The organism is Aeromonas enteropelogenes, assembly GCF_000819845.1.
Lineage (GTDB): Bacteria > Pseudomonadota > Gammaproteobacteria > Enterobacterales > Aeromonadaceae > Aeromonas > Aeromonas enteropelogenes.
On the sequence record NZ_CDCG01000038.1, the window covers coordinates 64,105 to 83,328 of the forward strand.

The window sequence follows — 19,224 nt, forward strand, 5'->3', positions numbered from 1 at the left end:
GAATTATCGGCAGGGCGGGAGGCTTCTCCAGCAATGCTGCCTAGCAAAGCGGAAAAAACTGAACGGTTTTGCGATCCTCTTCAAAAATTGATGGGCATGCCCTATCGACCGCTTATTTCTTGTCCGGCACCCTCATGGTTTTCCCATCCGTCACTGTCGGTGCTAAAATGCGACGGTTTTTTTTAACGCATTGGCCCAAGGCCCTCTACACAAGGCTTAAAGATGAAAGTCAAAACCCGTTTTGCTCCCAGCCCGACCGGCTTTTTGCATGTCGGCGGTGCCCGTACCGCACTCTATTCCTGGTTGTTTGCAAAGAATCAGGGCGGTGAGTTCGTGCTGCGTATCGAGGATACCGACCTGGAACGTTCCACTCAGGAGGCTATCGACGCCATCATTGAGGGCATGGAATGGCTGGAGCTGAACTGGGATGAGGGCCCCTACTACCAGACCAAGCGTTTCGATCGCTACAATGCCTTGATCGACGAGATGCTGGCCGACGGTCGCGCCTACAAGTGCTACTGCTCCAAGGAGCGTCTGGAAGCGCTGCGTGAAGGCCAGATGGCCAACGGCGAGAAGCCCCGTTACGACGGCAAGTGCCGCCATGGTGATCACGATCACCCGGCCGATGCGCCTCACGTCATCCGTTTCCGCAACCCGACTGAAGGCTCAGTGGTGTTCGATGACCACGTACGTGGCCGCATCGAGTTCGCCAACACCGAGCTCGACGATCTCATCATCCGCCGCACCGATGGTGCCCCCACTTACAACTTCTGCGTGGTGGTGGACGATTGGGATATGGAGATCACCCATGTGGTGCGTGGTGAAGACCACATCAACAACACCCCGCGCCAGATCAACATCTACAAGGCGCTGAACGCGCCGGTGCCGGAGTTTGCCCACGTTTCCATGATCCTGGGTGACGACGGTGCCAAGCTCTCCAAGCGCCACGGCGCCGTCTCCGTGATGCAGTACCGTGACGACGGCTACCTGCCGGAAGCCCTGTTGAACTATCTGGTGCGTCTGGGCTGGTCCCACGGCGATCAGGAGATCTTCAGTCTGGAAGAGATGATCAAGCTGTTCAGTCTGGATGCCATCTCCAAGTCCGCCTCGGCCTTCAACACCGACAAGCTGCTGTGGCTGAACAACCACTACATGCGCAGCCTGGATCCGGCCTATGTGGCCAAGCACCTGGCCTGGCACATGGCCGACCAGAAGATCGACACCAGCAATGGCCCGGCCCTGGCCGACGTGGTGACCCTGCTGGCCGAGCGCTGCAATACCCTGGTGGAGATGGCCGCCCAGAGCCGCTATCTGTTCGAAGAGTATGAAGCTATCGACGAAGCGGCTGCCAAGAAGCATCTGCGCGGCGTCGCCGCCGAGCCCTTGGCCCTGGCCAAGGCCAAGCTGGCTGCCCTGGAGACCTGGACTACCGAAGCGCTGCACGAGCTGATTGAAGCCACTGCCGCCGAGCTGGGTCAGGGTATGGGCAAGGTCGGCATGCCGCTGCGCGTGGCGGTGACCGGTCTGGGTCAGTCCCCGGCCATCGACGCCGTGATGGCGCTGGTGGGCAAGGAGCGCGTGCTCGCCCGCATCGATCGCGCTTTGGCGTATATCGAAGCGCGTATGGCCGCTGAGTAAGCTTGCCGTCGCACATTGCCGTCATCGGTCTGGGTAAATTGCCCCGGCTATTGATGCCGTGATGGCGCTGGTGGGTAAGGAGCGCGTGCTCGCTCGCATCGATCGCGCCCTGGCCTATATTGAAGCGCGCATGGCCGCCGAGTAAGCAGACCATCGTCAGGCTGGGCGGGATACCTGCCCGGCTGAACACCAGATACAAAAAATCCGAAACGCCATGTTTCGGATTTTTTTATGGTTGCAGTTTTGTGTGGCGGAGCCTGGCTGAGCAGGCTCCAGATCGGGATCAGGTCAGCTTGAAGGAGTTGATCTGGCTGTCCAGATCCTTGCTGTGTTGCTCCACCAGCTCGGAGGCCTCCTGCAGCTCCCGCAGTACCACCACGGAGCCTTCGGCGATCTGCTTGACCTGCTCCAGGTTGCCGCGCATCTCTTCGGCCACCGAGCTCTGTTGCTCGGAGGCGGCGGCGATGTGGCGGTTCATGTCGGCCACCCCCTGCACCCGTTGCACTATGGTGGCGAGTTGATCCCCCGCGCGAGTGACCTGCTCTACTCCCTTGTCCGCCTGTTGCACGCTCTGGGACATCAGCTCGGCCGCCTGGGCGGCATTGCCCTGCAGCTGTTCGATCATCTTCTGGATCTCGACGGTGGCCGCCTGGGCCCGGTTGGCCAGCTCGCGTACTTCCGAGGCGACTACCGCAAAGCCACGACCGGCCTCACCGGCACGGGCTGCCTCGATAGCGGCGTTCAACGCCAGCAGGTTGGTCTGCTCCGAGATGCCGCGAATGGTGTCGACCACAGAGCCGATGCGATCCACTCCCTGTTCCACCTGATTGACCACGGTGGCAGAGCGCTGGATGTTGCCGGAGAGGGTGTCGATGGTGTTGACGGTTTCCGCCACGCAGCGGCTGCCCTCTTCGGCCAGCTGGCTGGTTTCTGTGGTGGCATGGGAGGCCTGTTCGGCATGGGCTGCCACTTCACGAATGGCGCCGACCATCTGGCTCATGGCGCTGGCCAGTTGCTCTATCTGGCCGAACTCTTCGTTGATCGCCTCGTTGGCCTCTTCCATGCAAAGGGTGACCTGGGAGGCGATCTCGTTGAGCTCCTTGCAGGCGGCACGCTGGTTGCCAAACACCGCCTTGAGGTTTTCCTGGGAGTGGGAGACCGCCTTGGCAATGTCACCGAACTCATCGCGGGAGTGGAGCAGCACCTTGTGGCTGAGATCCCGCTTGGCGAAGCGCTCCAGCAGGCCGACCAGATAATGTACCTGCTTCACCATCAGGCGGGAGCCGGTCAGCAACAGGATCACGAACAGCAGCCCCATGATGGCCGTCTCCATCAGACCGGTCCAGAGCAGGCGGTCGGCAATGGCGTTTGCCTTGTCCGGATCCAGCCCTTCGCTGAGCAGGGTGGCTTCCAGATTGTTGGCATCGAACCAGAGCTTGGTGAGCAACAACAAGGTACTGAATACCATCAGCAGCACCACCTTGGGTACCAGCCGTATATCACTCATCCGCTTCTCTAGCAGGTTTAGCTGCATATTTTTTCTCCTTTAAAAAACTGCTTTTTCCTTTGTCCTCAGGGCTATCGGCATTATCTTCCCTTTTATTAATTTGCACTGTGTTTAAAGTTGGAAAATGTATGCGACATCACTTAACTCATCTGCGGGCCACCGATCTGCTGATGGCCTTCCTCTCTGTTATCTCGGTATTGCTGGTTACGGCCCGTTGGTGGGGGCACGAGACCCTGACTTCCCAGACACTGCAACTCTTCTATGACCTCGACAGCCTGATCTGTTACTTCTTTCTCGCCCACTTCGCCTATGGCCTGGCCCGCGCCCCGGACAGGAAGACCTACTTCAAGGCCAACTGGTTTTATCTGCCGGGCAGTCTGCCCATGGTGGAGTCCCTGCGCTGGGCCCGGTTGATCCAGTTGTGGCGGGTCTATCAGTTGCTGCGCAGCCAGCCTGACCTGCTGGCCATGTTTCGTCGCGAGCGAAACGAAACCACCATCTCCGGCATCCTGTTCCTGTTCGTCCTCTTGCTGGGGCTCGGCTCCGGGATCATGTACTGGATTGAATCCGGTCAGCCGGGCAGTGAAATCGAGACACCCTATGATGCGTTCTGGTGGACCCTGGTGACCCTCTCCACCGTGGGTTACGGGGATCTGGTGCCCAAGACGGAGGAGGGGCGCTTTGTGGCCAGCCTGCTGATCCTGTTCGGGGTCGGCCTGTTTGGCGCGCTCAGCGGTTTCATGGCCAGCCTGTTTCTGCAGCCCAATCGCGGTGATAACGACACCGAGAAGTGGCGTCATCACTACAATGCCCAGCAGGAGCAGTTGTTGCAGGAGTTGCGAGCGCTGCGGGCCGAGGTACGGGAGCTGAGAAACAAGTGATGATGAGGTCAAAAAGTGGCCAAGTCATGTATGGCAGGGCAGGGAGTGCCCCCAGGGGAAGCGTTTTCTTTGCTTGTCCTTTAACCTGCCGGCGGCTTAACATTCAGCCTCTTACCCAAAACTGAAAAGAGAACCGATCGACCATGCGCGCCCTTCTCGGGATTTTGATCTGCTTGTGTGCCGGCCAGGCACTGGCCGAGACCCGTTATGTTTCAGACAACATCTTTACCTATATCCACAATGGCCCGGGGACCCAGTACCGGATCCTGGGCAGCGTCAAGGCGGGTGAGCCGCTGGAGATAAAGTCGGTGAACGGCGAAGCCGGTTTCACTCAGGTGGTGGACGGCCGTGGCCGTGAAGGGTGGATCAAGAGCAGCGAGCTGCAGAGCCAGCCCAGCCTGCGCGAGCGCCTGCCCCAGGTCGAGAAGGAGCGGGATGAGCTCAAGAGCCGCCTGCAGAACCTCAACGGCGACAACGAGAAACGCTTTGCCGAGAAGGATGGCCAGATTGAACTGCAGAGCAATGAGATAGCGTCGCTCAAGGCCCAGCTCGCCAGCCAGGGCGAGGAGATGAGCAATCTCAAGGAGCAGAACGATGCCCTGACCCAGAGTTATGACAACCGGGAACACGACATGCAGATGGACTGGTTCATCCGTGGCGGTGCCATGGTGGGGGCCGGCATCCTGCTCGGCATCCTGTTGCCCATGCTGCCTCGTCGCCGCAGCCGCAGCGATCGCTGGATGAATTGACAAAAATTGTCTGACTGAGCAGAAGGGTCGCCATGGCGGCCCTTCTCTGTTTTTGTCGTTTGACGCAGGGCCGGAGGGGGCATAAAGGGAGAGCGAAATTGTATACAAAACAAGATGTGAAGCTGGCCTGAAAAGGGCATTTTCACCCTGAGATAGCCATAAAACTCCCATGTCAGCGATTTTTGTTAAAACAAGGCAACAAATTTATTTCATATAGGGTGCAATATTGTATACATTATCGGCGTTTCGGCGGCACGGCCGCCTTCGTCGATATCAGCCCTAGGGCGTACAGGAAGACCCCATATGTTCAAAGCGACTCAAGTGCTTGCAGCTGACTATATTCCCTCCGATCTGGCCGCCCTGCGCGAAGCCATCACCCAGAACTATGTGGTGGATGAAAATGCCTATCTGGCAGAGCTTGCCGCCATGCTGCCGGGAGATGGCGCCTCGCTGGAACAGGTGACCCAGCGGGCCCGCACCCTGGTGACCAAGGTGCGCAAGGAGAGCGGTTCCGGCGACGGTATCGACGCCTTCCTGCAGGAGTACAGCCTGGATACTCAGGAGGGGATCATCCTGATGTGTCTGGCAGAGGCGCTGCTGCGCATCCCCGATGCCCAGACCGCCGACGCCCTGATCAAGGACAAGCTCTCCGGCGCCAACTGGTCCTCTCATTTTCGCAAGAGCGACTCCACCCTGGTCAACGCCTCGACCTGGGGCCTGATGCTGACCGGCAAGATCATCAAGCTCGACAAGAAGCTCGACGGCAATCCGGCCAACCTGCTGGGGCGCATGGTCAACAAGCTGGGCGAACCCGTGGTGCGCTCTGCCATGTACGCCGCCATGAAGATCATGGGCAAGCAGTTCGTGCTGGGCCGCGATATGAAGGAGGCCCTCAAGGCGAGCCGCAAGTCCCGCGAGCTGGGTTACACCCACACCTACGACATGCTGGGTGAATCGGCGCTGACCATGCAGGACGCCGACAAGTATCTGGCCGACTACCACAACGCCATCGAGGCGGTGGGCGGCGAGCGGATCAGCGACGGCGGCCCGGCTCCCTCCATCTCCATCAAGCTCTCGGCGCTGCATCCGCGCTATGACGTGGCCAACCGCGAGCGGGTGCTCGGCGAGATGTGCGAGCGGCTGGTGGGGCTGGTGCGTCTGGCCCGCGACAAGGACGTGGCCATCAGCATCGACGCCGAGGAGATGGACCGCCTCGAGTTGTCGCTGGATCTGTTCGAGCAGCTCTACCGCTCCGAGGCGAACCGTGGCTGGGGCAAGCTCGGCATGGTGGTGCAGGCCTACTCCAAGCGTGCCCTGCCGGTCTTGTGCTGGCTCACCGCCCTGGCCCGCGAGCAGGGGGATATCATTCCGGTACGTCTGGTGAAGGGGGCCTATTGGGACAGCGAGCTGAAATATGCCCAGCAGGCGGGCTTGCCCGGTTATCCGCTGTTTACCCGCAAGGCCGGTACCGACATCTCCTACCTCGCCTGTGCCCGCTACCTGCTGAGCGAGCCGACCCGCGGCTTCATCGCGCCCCAGTTTGCCACCCACAACGCCAATACCGTGGTCAGCATTCTGGAGATGGCCGGCGATCGCCAGTTCGAATTCCAGCGCCTGCACGGCATGGGGGAGGAGCTGCACAACGCCGTGCTCAATGACAACCCGGGCTTGCACTGCCGCATTTATGCACCGGTCGGCGCCCACAAGGATCTGCTGCCCTACCTGGTGCGCCGCCTGCTGGAAAACGGCGCCAACACTTCGTTTGTGCACAAGCTGGTGGATCCCAACACCCCGGTGGACAGTCTGGCCGAGCACCCGCTGCGTACCCTCAAGCGCTACTCGAGCTTTGCCAACGACCGCATCCCGCAGCCGGTGAACCTGTTTAGCGATCGCAAGAACTCCAGTGGCGTGAACATGAACATCGTCTCCATCCAGCGCCCCTTCTTCGCCGGGCTCAAGGAGTTGGAGAGCAAGCAGTGGCTGGCGGGCCCCATCGTCGATGGCGAGACCCTCAAGCGTAATGAAGCCCGCGTGGTGCTGAGCCCGCAGGACGTGAGCCTGACCGTCGGCAAGATCCACTGGGCCGACGAGCAGGCGGTGGAGCAGGCGTTGGCCTCTGCCCATGCCGCCTTCCCGCGCTGGCGCGAGACGCCGGTCTCCGAGCGTGCCGCCGCGCTGGAAAAGCTGGCTGATCTTTTGGAAGCGAACCGCAACCAGTTTATTTCGCTCTGTACCCGTGAGGCGGGCAAGCTGCTGCAGGACGGCATCGACGAGGTGCGCGAGGCGGTGGATTTCTGTCGCTACTACGCGGTGCAGGCTCGCAGCATGATGGGTCAGGCGACTCTGCTGCCCGGCTACACCGGCGAGCAAAACGAGCTGTTCCTGCAAGGGCGCGGCGTGTTTGTCTGCATCAGCCCGTGGAACTTCCCGCTGGCCATCTTCCTGGGGCAAGTCGCGGCGGCGCTGGCCACCGGCAACACCGTCATCGCCAAACCGGCGGAGCAGACCGGTCTCATCGCCCATCTGGCGGTGACCCTGGCGCACCAGGCCGGCATCCCGGGCGATGTGCTGCAACTGCTGCCGGGCGACGGTGCCACAGTGGGCGCCAAGCTGACAGCGGATCCCCGTATCGGCGGCGTCTGCTTCACTGGCTCCACTGAGACCGCCAAGCTCATCAACCAGACTCTGGCCAATCGTGACGGCGCCATCCTGCCGCTCATCGCCGAGACCGGCGGCCAGAACGCCATGATCGTCGACTCCACCGCCCTGCCGGAGCAGGTGGTGCGCGACGTGGTGAGCGCCGCCTTCCAGAGCGCCGGCCAGCGCTGCTCCGCCCTGCGGGTGCTGTTCCTGCAAGAGGAGATCGCCGATCGGGTGTTGGAGATCCTCACCGGTGCCATGCAGGAGCTCAAGGTCGGCAACCCGGCCGAGCACAACACCGACGTGGGCCCGGTCATTGACGCCGAGGCCAAGGCGGGGTTGGATCTGCACCTGGCCAGGATGATCCCGAAAAGCCGCCTGATCGCCCAGGCCCCCATGCCGAAGGCGACCCAGGAGGGGCACTTCGTCCAGCCGACCGCACTCGAGATCCGCTCCATCAAGGAGCTGGAGCGCGAGCAGTTCGGCCCCATCCTGCACGTGGTGCGCTATGCCGCCCGGGATCTGGAGCAGGTGATCAATGACATCAACGGCACCGGCTACGGCCTGACGCTGGGCATTCACAGCCGCAACGAATCCCACGCAGAAGAGCTGGCGAGCCGCATCAACGTGGGCAACGTCTACATCAACCGCAACCAGATCGGCGCCATGGTCGGGGTACAGCCGTTCGGTGGCCAGGGCCTCTCCGGCACCGGTCCGAAGGCGGGCGGCCCCCACTATCTGAGCCGCTTCGTCACCGAGAAGACCCGTACCATCAACACCACGGCGGTGGGGGGCAACGCCTCCCTGCTGGCAATGGGGGATGTCTGATCGACAGTTACCGACATCAGGCCGCCTGCGGGCGGCCTTTTTCATGGGCGTTTTTCATGGGTGTTGAAAAGCCGCCATCTTGGGGTCGCCACCCGGCTTGCCGCGCCTTAATATGGTGGCCGGTTGTCGCTTTCATCCGTCACCGCCGCCCTGTCTGGGCGAGCATCTCGACCGACGTCACAACAAAGAGTGCTGCATCTATGCCATTAACCGAACAGGCCCGCTGGTTCGTACTGGGGGGCGATCACCTGGTGCTGCTCGACGAGCAGGGCCATATTCCGCAGGGGGCGTTGAGCCAGTTGCCCGCGTTTTTGCACGCCAAGTCATTTGAGCGTTTCGACGAGTGGGAGGGCCTGCCCTGCTATCTGCTGGATCTGGGGGAGGAGGCCGAGACGTCTCTTATGACCCCCCTGCGCCAGCTGATGGTGGCCGGGGATGAAGAGGGCTTTCAGCTGGCCGGCCGCGCCTGGCAGCTGGCGACTTTTCGCCGAACCCACCGCTTCTGCGGTGAATGCGGTGCCCCCATGGTACCCAAGGCGGGGGAGTGGGCCCAGGTGTGTCACCATGGCCACATCGTCTATCCGCGCATCTCCCCCTGCATCATAGTGGCGGTGCGCAAGGGGCCGGCCATTTTGCTGGCCGCCCATCGCCGTCACCATCAGGTCGAGGATCCCATGTATACGGTGCTGGCGGGTTTCGTAGAGGCGGGGGAGAATCTCGAGCAGTGCGTGGCGCGGGAGGTGTTCGAGGAGAGCGGCATCCGGGTACGTAACGTGCGCTATGTGGCCAGCCAGCCCTGGCCCTTCCCCCACAGCCTGATGATGGGCTTCACCGCCGACTACGAGAGCGGCGAGATCCGGATACAGGACGAGGAGCTGGTGGCCGCCGACTTCTTCGAAGCTGACCGTCTGCCAAGGCTGCCTCCCCACGGCACCATAGCGCGGCGACTTATCGAGCTTTGCCTGGCGGGCGAGGCCTGAGGCGAGTCGTTATTTCCTCGTTGTAAAAAGGGACGCTTGTTTGCGTCCCTTCACATCTTTGCAACCGGCCCTGGATTTGCCACCCATTGGGCAGTCCGTTCCGGTGGGCAAAGTGGTATCATGGCCGCCATTTTATGCGTGATATGAATTCAGGAACTGGGATGAAAGAGCTGAAGAACGATCGTTACCTGCGTGCCCTGCTGCGCCAGGAAGTGGACATGACCCCGGTATGGATGATGCGCCAGGCTGGCCGTTATCTGCCGGAATACAAGGCGATCCGCGCCATCGCGGGGGACTTCATGTCCCTGTGCCGCAATGCCGAGCTGGCCTGTGAAGTCACCTTGCAGCCGCTGCGCCGCTACTCGCTCGATGCCGCCATCCTCTTCTCCGACATCCTCACAGTGCCCGACGCCATGGGGCTGGGTCTCTACTTCGAGCAGGGGGAAGGCCCGCGCTTCGAGCGTCCCATCACCTCCATGGCCGACGTGCAGGCACTGCCGGTGCCGGATCCGGAAGACGAGCTTGGCTACGTGATGAACGCGGTGCGCACCATCCGCCGCGAGCTCAAGGGCGAAGTGCCGCTGATCGGCTTCTCCGGCAGCCCCTGGACCCTGGCTACCTACATGGTGGAGGGGGGCAGCTCCAAGGCATTCACCAAGATCAAGCAGATGATGTACGCAGAGCCGCAGACCCTGCATCTGCTGCTCGACAAGCTGGCCGACAGTGTAATCGCCTATCTGAACGCCCAGATCAAGGCGGGTGCCCAGGCGGTCATGGTGTTCGACACCTGGGGCGGCGTGCTCACCCCGCGCGATTACCGCGACTTCTCCCTGCAATACATGCACAAGATCGTCGATGGCCTGATCCGTGAACACGACGGTCGCCGCGTGCCGGTCACCCTGTTCACCAAGAACGGCGGCCAGTGGCTGGAGCAGATCGCCGCCACCGGTTGTGATGCGCTGGGGCTGGACTGGACCACCGACATCGCGGACGCCAAGCGCCGGGTCGGCGACAAGGTGGCGCTGCAGGGCAACATGGACCCTTCCATGCTCTACGCTTCTCCCGAGCGCATCCGCGAGGAAGTTGCCTCCATCCTGGCCGGGTTCGGTCATGGCAATGGCCACGTCTTCAACCTGGGTCACGGCATCCATCAGGATGTGAACCCGGAGCATGCCGGCGTGTTCGTCAACGCGGTACACGAGCTCTCGGCTCAATACCACAAGCGCTGATAGCGGCGCGTTTTATCGTGACGACGGGGCCTTGGGGCCCCGTTTCGTTGGTGGCGGGGCTGCATCCCGGTTGTCGCTCGGGTTACACTGCATCCCTTGTGGGAACAACGATGGGAGCGGGCATGAGTCTCGTTTTCCGGACAGGTTTCCCTGGTCATGGCTGGAGGCTGGATGAGCAAACGAGTATTGGATTGGGGTATCGATCTGGGTGGTACCAAGTGCGAGTGCGTGGTGCTGGAGGGAGACGAAGTGCTGCTGCGTCATCGCATCCCCACCGAGCGCCAGGGCGGTTATGAGCATATGATCGGCCAGATCGCCAAACTGGTAGAGGAGTGCGCCGCCAAACTCGGCCAGCGCCCCGCCATCATCGGCATGGGCACCCCGGGGGCGCGGGATCCGCAAACCGGCCTGATGAAGAACTGCAATACGACCGAGCTCAACGACAAGCCGTTCAAGGAAGATCTGGAGCGAAGGCTCGGTGTGCCCGTGCTCATCGCCAACGACGCCAACTGCTTCGCCCTGGCGGAAACCCATCTCGGGGCGGTGCGCCAGCATCATCCGGATGCGAAAGTGGTGTTCGGCATCATCATGGGCACCGGGGTCGGCTCCGGCATCGTCATCAACGGCCGTATCCTCAACGGTCACCACGGCATCGCCGGCGAGTGGGGCCACAACGTGCTCTCACCCGATGGCCCCGAGTGCTACTGCGGCAAGCGCGGCTGCGTCGAGACCCTGATCAGCGGCCCGGCGCTGGAGGCCTGGTACGAAGCCAAGGCCAAGCGCCGCCTCTCGCTGGCCCAGATTGCGGCAGCTACCACCCACGATTATGTGGCCAAGCTCACCATCGACCGGCTGCACCTGCTGTTTGGCCAGGCGCTGGCCAACGTGGTCAACATCCTGGATCCGGACGTCATCGTCATCGGTGGCGGGGTGGGCAACGTGCAGAGCCTTTATCGCGCCGGGCGGGAGACAATTTTGCCCTTCCTCTTTAATCCCCGCTTCCGGGCCCCCATTATTGCACCAGCCCTTGGCGACAGCGCCGGGGTATTTGGCGCGGCCTTGCTGGCGCGCGGTGAATTCAAGGATGCCCTGCTGTCATGAGCCGGGTGTCGGGTGGCCCAAGGGTCACCCCTTTTTGCTGGTAAGGAATGCATCCCAGATGATCAAGATTGCCATCAATGGTTACGGACGGATCGGTCGCAACGTGTTGCGGGCCCTCTATGAAAGCGGGCGCGACAAGACCATCAAGATCGTCGCCATCAACGAACTGGCGGCGCCGGAGGCCATGGTGCACCTGACCCGCTTTGACACCAGCCACGGTCGCTTCCGTTATCCGGTGCAGCTGGCGGGCAACAGCATGCAGGTAGGCGAAGACCTCATCTCCCTGTTTGCCGAGAAAGACCCGTCCAGATTGCCGTGGCGGGCGCTGGGGGTGGACGTGGTGTTGGATTGCACCGGGGTGTTCGGCTCGCGCGCCGATGCCGAGCTGCATCTGGCGGCGGGGGCGAGCAAGGTACTCTTCTCCCATCCGGCCGATGCGGATGTGGATGCCACTATCGTCTACGGGGTCAATCACCAGGTGCTGACCGGGCGTGAACGGATCGTCTCGAACGCCTCCTGCACCACCAACTGCGTGGTCCCCGTCATAGAAACATTGCATCGAGAATTCGAAATAAATTGTGGTACTATTACGACAATTCATTCGGCCATGCATGACCAGCAAGTCATTGATGCCTACCATGGCGACTTGCGCCGAACTCGCGCCGCCAGCCAGTCCATCATCCCGGTGGATACCAAGCTGGCCAAGGGGTTGGAGCGTATCCTGCCCCACTTCGCCGGCAAGTTCGAGGCGATCGCGGTACGGGTGCCGACCATCAATGTAACAGCGATGGATCTGAGTATTACTGTTCGTAAAAAAGTGACAGTTAGTGACGTAAATCAAGCCCTGCAACGGGCATCCAGAGGTACATTACAAGGTATTCTGGATTACACGGAAGAACCGCTGGTCTCCGTAGACTTTAATCATGATGCACACTCCTGCATCATTGATGGTACCCAGACCCGGGTGAGCGATGCCAACCTCGTCAAGATGTTGATGTGGTGCGATAACGAATGGGGCTTCGCGAATCGGATGCTGGATACTACCCGGGCCATGATGGTTGCAGGCTGAGCCTGCCCCGGACGAAAGGTTACTGTTTTTAACATTACCTGGAAAATATAGAGGACTGAATATGTCTGTTATCAAGATGACTGACCTGGATCTGGCGGGCAAACGCGTTCTGATCCGTGCTGACCTGAACGTGCCGGTAAAAGACGGCAAGGTCACCTCCGATGCACGTATCGTCGCTACCCTGCCGACCATCAAGCTGGCTCTGGAAAAGGGCGCTAAGCTGATGATCACCTCCCACCTGGGTCGTCCGACCGAAGGCGAGTACAACGAAGAGTTCTCCCTGCTGCCGGTTGTCAACTATCTGAAAGACGCTCTGTCCTGCCCGGTTCGCCTGGCCAAGGATTACCTGGATGGCGTGGAAGTCGCTGCCGGTGAGCTGGTTGTGCTGGAAAACTGCCGCTTCAACAAGGGCGAGAAGAAGAACGCCGAAGAGCTGGCCAAGAAGTATGCCGCGCTGTGTGACGTCTTCGTAATGGATGCATTCGGTACTGCTCACCGCGCCGAAGGTTCCACCTACGGTGTGGCCCAGTTTGCCCCGATTGCCTGTGCAGGCCCCCTGCTGGCCGGTGAACTGGAAGCCCTGGGCAAAGCCATGCTGAAGCCCGAGCGCCCCATGGTTGCCATCGTTGGCGGCTCCAAGGTCTCTACCAAGCTGACCGTACTGGAATCCCTCTCCAAAATCGCTGACCAGCTGGTGGTTGGTGGTGGCATCGCCAACACCTTCATCGCCGCTGCCGGTCACAACGTCGGCAAGTCCCTGTGCGAGCACGACCTGATCGATACCGCCAAGAAGCTGGCTGCCGAAACCTCCATCCCGGCCACCACCGACGTGGTTGTGGGTAAAGAGTTCTCCGAGTCTACTCCGGCCACCACCAAGTCCGTGGCTGACGTTGCCGACGACGACATGATCTTCGACATCGGTCCGGATTCCGCCAAGGCCCTGGCCGACATCATCATGAACGCCAAGACCATCCTGTGGAACGGCCCGGTCGGCGTGTTCGAGTTCGACCAGTTCGCCAAGGGTACCGAAGTGATCGCCAAGGCCATCGCCGAATCCCCGGCCTTCTCCATCGCTGGCGGTGGTGACACCCTGGCTGCCATCGACAAGTTTGGCATCGCCGACAAGGTCTCCTACATCTCCACTGGCGGCGGCGCCTTCTTGGAGTTCGTAGAAGGCAAGGTACTGCCGGCTGTCGCGATTCTGGAAGAGCGCGCCAAAGCCTAATTGACCCGAGACGGGGGGCAAAAGCCTCCCGTTTCGTTTATCATGTGCCCGCTGTGCCGGTTCATGATGAACCCCCCCATTTTTTATTAACGGCATACGAGACAGGACGATTAAACATGTCTAAGAAAATTTTCGACTTCGTAAAACCCGGCGTGATCACTGGTGATGACGTTCAGAAAGTGTTCGCCATCGCCAAAGAGAACGGCTTCGCTCTGCCGGCCGTCAACTGCGTCGGTACCGACTCCGTGAACGCCGTGCTGGAAGCTGCCGCCAAGGTGAAAGCGCCGGTTATCGTTCAGTTCTCCAACGGTGGTGCAGCATTCACCGCTGGTAAGGGTCTGAAGCTGGAAGGTCAGCAGGCTGCCATCATCGGTGCCATCTCCGGTGCCAAGCACGTGCACGCCGTTGCCGAAGCTTACGGTGTACCTGTGATCCTGCACACCGACCACGCTGCCAAGAAGCTGCTGCCGTGGATCGACGGTCTGTTGGAAGCGGGCGAGAAGCACTTCGCTGAAACCGGCAAGCCGCTGTTCTCCTCCCACATGCTGGATCTGTCCGAAGAGTCTCTGGAAGAGAACATCGACATCTGCTGCGAGTACCTGACCCGCATGGCCAAGATGAACATGACTCTGGAGCTGGAACTGGGTTGCACCGGTGGCGAAGAAGACGGCGTCGACAACAGCCACATGGATCAGTCCGCTCTGTACACCCAGCCGGAAGACGTGGCTTACGCCTACGAGCGTCTGTCCAAGATCAGCCCGCGTTTCACCATCGCTGCCTCCTTCGGCAACGTACACGGTGTCTACAAGCCGGGTAACGTCAAGCTGACCCCGTCCATCCTGGATGCGTCCCAGAAGTACGTTTCCGAGAAGTTCGGTATTCCGGCCAAGTCCCTGGACTTCGTATTCCACGGTGGCTCAGGTTCCACTCTGGAAGAGATCCGCGAATCCATCTCCTACGGCGTCGTGAAGATGAACATCGACACCGACACCCAGTGGGCGACCTGGGAAGGCATTCTGGACTTCTACAAGACCAACGAAGCCTACCTGCAAGGTCAGCTGGGTAACCCGGAAGGTGCCGACAAGCCGAACAAGAAGTTCTACGATCCGCGCGTATGGCTGCGTGCCGGTCAGACTTCCATGATCAAGCGTCTGGAACAGGCTTTCTCCGACCTGAACGCCATCGACGTACTGTAATTCGTTACCGTACCTTGATTGCATGAAAAGGCGCCCTTCGGGGCGCCTTTTGCATTTCTGTGATCCGGTGCGACTGGTTTGCAGTGAGTGAGCTGGGTATTATCGAAACAAATCTGCTTATTTTATTAAACAATTTGCAACCAAGGCAGGATGCTGAGCATGCAGGCAGGAAAGCACAACGCACATCAGGAACACGCGGCCTCCTATTACGCCGCGACTCGCAACGATTCGCAGGAGTGGCCCGAGCTGGCCGGTGAACATCAGGCGGATGTCTGTGTCATTGGCGGTGGCTTTACCGGCCTCAACACCGCCATCAACCTGGCCGATGCCGGCTACAAGGTGATACTGCTGGAGGCCAACCGCATCGGCTGGGGCGCGTCCGGGCGCAACGGCGGCCAACTCATTCGCGGCATCGGCCACGACACCAGCCAGTTTGCCCGCTGGATTGGCGAAGAAGGCGTGCGTGAGCTGGATCTGATGGGATTGGAGGCTGTGCAACTGGTGCGCGAGCGAGTTGCGCGTTTTGCCATCGACTGCGATCTCACCTGGGGCTATTGCGATCTTGCTACCCGTCAGCGCCATCTGGCCGGTTTCGAGGAAGAGCTCGAACATCTGGCGAGCCTGGGCTACGAGCATGAGGTGAGGCTGGTGCCACGCGAGGAGATCCACACGGTCGTGGGCTCGGATCGCTACATCGGCGGCCTCATCGACATGGGCTCCGGCCACCTTCACCCCCTCAACCTGGCCCTCGGCGAGGCACGTGCGGCTGCCAGCCTCGGGGTCTCCCTGTTTGAACACTCTCGGGTGACCCATATCGACTACGGCAAGCGGGTGGAGATCACCACCGCTCACGGCCGGGTGAGCAGCGACTATCTGGTGATAGGGTGCAACGCCTATCTCAACGAACTCAATCCTGAACTCGGGGGCAAGGTGCTGCCGGCAGGTTCCTACATCCTCGCCACCGAGGTGCTGGAGAAGCGGCTGCGTCAGCGCTTGCTACCGCAGAACATGGCGGTGTGTGATCAGAATGTGGCACTCGACTACTACCGCCTCTCCGCCGACGGCCGCCTGCTGTTTGGCGGTGCCTGCAACTATTCCGGCCGTGATCCTCGCGATATAAAAGCCTTTATGCTGCCCAAGCTGCTGCGGGTATTCCCCGAACTGGCCGGCACCGCCATTGAATTCCAGTGGGGGGGGATGATAGGCATAGGCGCCAACCGCTTGCCGCAAATCGGCCGCCTCAAGCAGCATCCCAATGTCTTCTACGCCCAGGCTTATTCGGGGCATGGGGTCAATGCCACCCACATGGCGGGCAAGCTGCTGGCGGAGGCGATCCGCGGCGAGAGCCGGGGCTTCGATCTGTTTGCCAGCGTGCCCCATATCACCTTCCCCGGTGGCCCTGCACTGCGCTCCCCGCTGCTGGCGCTCGGCATGCTGTGGCACCGGATGAAGGATTTGCTATAGCGCAGGCGGGGCGGGCATGATCCTGAGCGGGATTAGTGGACGGGCTCGGCCAGCCGCCAGCCCTGCTCCGTCTTCATCATCCACACCTCGGCTTGCTGGGGCAGCACCTGGCCAGCCTCGAAGTCGCCATATTTGCGTTCGAGCTCCATCAGTCCCATCTCCTGCTGGAAGGGACCGACCTTGTCGTAGACCAGATCCTCGTCGTGCAGCACCTGCAGTTGAGCCAGCCCCTGCTTGAAGTGGAGCTGGTAGCTGACCTTGACCAGATAGACGCCTTCCATGCGTTCCTCCTTGTCCAGGACGGCGAAGTTGCTGATCTCGAACAGGCTGGCGTCCGTCTCCGCCATCAGCTTGTCACTGACCTGCTGGCGGATCACCTCTTCACCGGGGCCTGCGCTGCAGCCATAGAGCCAGAGGGCCAGCAGGGGGATGAACCACTTTTTCATCAAAACTCCGGACGGGCGAAACAATGGAGGGCAAATTTTGCCACGCTGTCGCTCATATACAAGGGATTGCCAGAAAAATCAGCGAGTAACAGTGGGGATGGCCCAGCGGTGCGCCAGGCCAATTCCCATCTATGGCAGCTTGTCGAGCTGAGCCAGAAACTCGGCCGGGCCCATAAAGCCGGTGACTCTTTGCCCCGTGAGTTCGTTGCCGGCGCGATCGAAGAATATCAGGGTGGGCAAGCCCAGCACATTGAGGCCGTTGAGCAGCTCGACATCGGTGTCGTCATTGGCAGTGACGTCCGCCTGCAACAGCACCATGTCGGCAAAGCGCTCGCGCACCGCAGGATCGCTGAAGGTCTTGTGCTCGAACTCCTTGCAGGCGACGCACCAGTCGGCATAAAGGTCGAGCAGCACCGGTTTGCCGCGGGCGGCGGTGAGTTGGGTCTTGAGATCATCCTGGGTCTTGATGCGAATAAACTGCGGCGCTTGAGCCTCGGCACCGGTCTGGACACCGGGGGCGGGCAGTAGCAGATCCTTGCCCACCACTACGGCACTGATCATCGCCAACAGCAGCACAAAACCGCGCAGGCTCTTGCCGATGGAGTGGGGCTGATGCTGGTTGTGGTGATAGAGGTAGGCGCACAGCGCCAACCCCCAGCCGAGCCAGGCCAGGGTGGTAGCCTGATCGCTCCAGAGCCGTGACAGCAGCAGGATGGGCACCGCCAGCAGAGCAAAACCAAAGAGTTGCTTGATCACATCCATCCAGGCGCCGGCCTTGGGCAGCAGCTTGCCGCCCGAGGTGCCGAGCAGCAGCAGGGGCAGCCCCATCCCCAGCGACAGGGCGTAAAGCGCCGCGCCGCCGAGCCAGAGATCGCCGCTCTGGGCCACGTAAATCAGGGCACCGGAGAGCGGTGCCGTGGTACAGGGGGAGCAGACCAGTCCCGAGATCATCCCCATGATGGCGACCCCGGCCACCGAACCGCCCTGCTGGCGGTTGGAGAAGCCGGAGAGGCGCGTCTGCAAACTGCTCGGCAGCTGCAGGGTGTAGAGCCCGAACATGGAGAGTGCCAGCAGTACGAACATCACCGAGAGGCCGATCAGCACATAGGGGTGCTGCAGCGCCGCCTGGAATTGCAGCCCCGCCGAGGCCACCACCAGCCCGAGCAGGGTGTAGGTGAGCGCCATCCCCTGCACATAGACGAAGGAGAGCAGGAAGGCGCGGCGGGTGGAGAGACGATGGCCGGCACCGGCGATGATGCCGGTCAGAATGGGGTACATGGGAAAGACGCAGGGGGTAAAGGCGAGCCCCAGCCCCAGTGCAAAGAAGGCGGCGATGCTGAGCCAGAAGCCCTGGCTGCCGAGGGCGGCGGCCAGTTTATCCTGTTGGCTGGACGGTGCAGTCGGCGTCGCCTCGTCATCACCCGACGTGGCCATCAGCGACTGCACCTCGATCACCTTGGTAGTCGGCGGGTAGCAGAGCCCCACGGTGCAGCCCTGGTAGCTGATTTTGAGGCTCGCTTGCGGCCCTACCTCGGTCAGGGTGACGGGGATCTCCACCTCCTGGTAATAGACCCGGGTCTTGCCGAAGAAATCGTCCTCGTGTTCGGTTCCCTCGGGCAGGACGGGCTCGCTGAAGGTGAGGTCGTTACCCTGAAAGCGCAGGCTGTGGCGATAAATATAGTAATCATCGGCGATGCGAAGTCGCAGCAGCAGCCGGTTGCCCCGCTGCTCGCTCTCCAGGGTGAATGCCTCGTCGACTTTCAGGAAGGCGGGCTTGGCACTGGCCTGAATGCCCAGGCTCCCCAGCAGATCACTGCTTGCCTGGACGGGGGTGAACAACAGGCTCAGCAGCAGGGTAAACAGGGCGGGCAGCAGATAGCGCAGGCGAGTGCAACTCATGGGGTCTCCTCCTTCAGCCAGTCGAGATAGGCGGGTAGACCCGCACTGACCGGCAGCGCCAGCAACTCGGGCACCTCGTAGGGGTGGTGGGTGAGGATGCACTGCTGCAGCTCGGCAAAGAGCGGTATCCGGGATTTGATGATGAGCTGGATCTCGGTGGTCCGTTCCACCTTGCCTTGCCAGCGATAGACAGAGGTCACGCCCGGCAGCTGGTTGATGCAGGCGGCCAGTCGCCGGGTCAGCAGCTGTTCGCAGACAAGGTCGGCACTGGGTTGGTCTGGGCAGGTGCAGAGCACCACAATGGCGTCAGTCATAAAGGGGGATCTTCACCTCGGTGGGGTAAACCGGCGGGGTCATTTTTGTTAATGAAAT

The 19,224-nt window shown here is 61.1% G+C and carries 15 protein-coding genes and 1 pseudogene; 12 read left to right on the forward strand and 4 right to left on the reverse strand.

Features of this window, described 5'->3' with window-relative positions; all coding sequences use genetic code 11:
* The first annotated feature begins 222 nt into the window (after positions 1–222).
* Together gltX and BN1123_RS22025 are read left to right on the forward strand one after the other, a co-directional pair.
* Positions 223–1,638 carry a glutamate--tRNA ligase gene (gene gltX, locus BN1123_RS16185; RefSeq protein ID WP_042028281.1) on the forward strand — a complete coding sequence of 472 codons (1,416 nt, stop codon included), beginning with the start codon at positions 223–225 and terminating at the stop codon, positions 1,636–1,638.
* Positions 1,639–1,649: 11 nt separating this feature from the next.
* Positions 1,650–1,783, forward strand: a pseudogene (locus tag BN1123_RS22025) (glutamyl-tRNA synthetase); the annotation flags it as partial.
* 138 nt (positions 1,784–1,921) lie between these two features.
* Here BN1123_RS22025 and BN1123_RS16195 read toward each other — a convergent pair.
* Complete coding sequence (locus BN1123_RS16195) at positions 1,922–3,172, reverse strand: methyl-accepting chemotaxis protein (RefSeq protein WP_026455921.1); 1,251 nt, start codon at positions 3,170–3,172, stop codon at positions 1,922–1,924.
* Positions 3,173–3,204: 32 nt separating this feature from the next.
* Here BN1123_RS16195 and BN1123_RS16200 point away from each other — a divergent pair, with 32 nt between their 5' ends.
* The 10 genes from BN1123_RS16200 (at position 3,205) to BN1123_RS16245 (ending at position 16,507) form a co-directional block, all read left to right on the forward strand.
* A complete protein-coding gene (locus BN1123_RS16200) occupies positions 3,205–4,026 on the forward strand; it encodes a potassium channel family protein (RefSeq protein WP_042028282.1) in 822 nt (273 codons plus the stop codon).
* A 143-nt stretch (positions 4,027–4,169) separates the two neighbouring features.
* A complete protein-coding gene (locus BN1123_RS16205; RefSeq protein ID WP_042028283.1) occupies positions 4,170–4,775 on the forward strand; it encodes a TIGR04211 family SH3 domain-containing protein in 606 nt (201 codons plus the stop codon).
* Positions 4,776–5,078: 303 nt separating this feature from the next.
* Positions 5,079–8,243, forward strand: coding sequence for a bifunctional proline dehydrogenase/L-glutamate gamma-semialdehyde dehydrogenase PutA (gene putA / locus BN1123_RS16210; RefSeq protein WP_042028284.1), 3,165 nt, complete (start codon positions 5,079–5,081; stop codon positions 8,241–8,243).
* A 200-nt stretch (positions 8,244–8,443) separates the two neighbouring features.
* Positions 8,444–9,223 (forward strand): NAD(+) diphosphatase, encoded by a 780-nt coding sequence (gene nudC / locus BN1123_RS16215; RefSeq protein WP_042028285.1) that lies wholly within the window; start codon positions 8,444–8,446, stop codon positions 9,221–9,223.
* Positions 9,224–9,384: 161 nt separating this feature from the next.
* Positions 9,385–10,452, forward strand: coding sequence for a uroporphyrinogen decarboxylase (gene hemE / locus BN1123_RS16220; RefSeq protein ID WP_042028286.1), 1,068 nt, complete (start codon positions 9,385–9,387; stop codon positions 10,450–10,452).
* Between the two features lie 171 nt (positions 10,453–10,623).
* Positions 10,624–11,553 carry an ROK family protein gene (locus tag BN1123_RS16225; protein WP_042028288.1) on the forward strand — a complete coding sequence of 310 codons (930 nt, stop codon included), beginning with the start codon at positions 10,624–10,626 and terminating at the stop codon, positions 11,551–11,553.
* Positions 11,554–11,611: 58 nt separating this feature from the next.
* Positions 11,612–12,622: an erythrose-4-phosphate dehydrogenase gene (gene epd, locus BN1123_RS16230; RefSeq protein WP_026456220.1), complete on the forward strand. Its 1,011-nt coding sequence runs from the start codon at positions 11,612–11,614 to the stop codon at positions 12,620–12,622.
* A gap of 61 nt (positions 12,623–12,683) precedes the next feature.
* Positions 12,684–13,847: a phosphoglycerate kinase gene (locus BN1123_RS16235; protein WP_042028290.1), complete on the forward strand. Its 1,164-nt coding sequence runs from the start codon at positions 12,684–12,686 to the stop codon at positions 13,845–13,847.
* A gap of 116 nt (positions 13,848–13,963) precedes the next feature.
* Positions 13,964–15,043 carry a class II fructose-bisphosphate aldolase gene (gene fbaA / locus BN1123_RS16240; RefSeq protein WP_026456218.1) on the forward strand — a complete coding sequence of 360 codons (1,080 nt, stop codon included), beginning with the start codon at positions 13,964–13,966 and terminating at the stop codon, positions 15,041–15,043.
* Between the two features lie 159 nt (positions 15,044–15,202).
* A complete protein-coding gene (locus BN1123_RS16245; protein WP_156130658.1) occupies positions 15,203–16,507 on the forward strand; it encodes an NAD(P)/FAD-dependent oxidoreductase in 1,305 nt (434 codons plus the stop codon).
* A 32-nt stretch (positions 16,508–16,539) separates the two neighbouring features.
* Here the strand turns inward: BN1123_RS16245 and BN1123_RS16250 are convergent, their stop codons facing one another.
* From BN1123_RS16250 to cutA, 3 genes are all read right to left on the reverse strand, one after another.
* A complete protein-coding gene (locus BN1123_RS16250) occupies positions 16,540–16,953 on the reverse strand; it encodes a hypothetical protein (RefSeq protein WP_042028292.1) in 414 nt (137 codons plus the stop codon).
* A gap of 129 nt (positions 16,954–17,082) precedes the next feature.
* A complete protein-coding gene (locus tag BN1123_RS16255) occupies positions 17,083–18,852 on the reverse strand; it encodes a protein-disulfide reductase DsbD (protein WP_042028293.1) in 1,770 nt (589 codons plus the stop codon).
* Positions 18,849–19,166: a divalent-cation tolerance protein CutA gene (gene cutA, locus BN1123_RS16260; RefSeq protein WP_042028294.1), complete on the reverse strand. Its 318-nt coding sequence runs from the start codon at positions 19,164–19,166 to the stop codon at positions 18,849–18,851. Before cutA ends, BN1123_RS16255 begins: the two co-directional genes overlap by 4 nt.
* Positions 19,167–19,224: the final 58 nt, after the last annotated feature.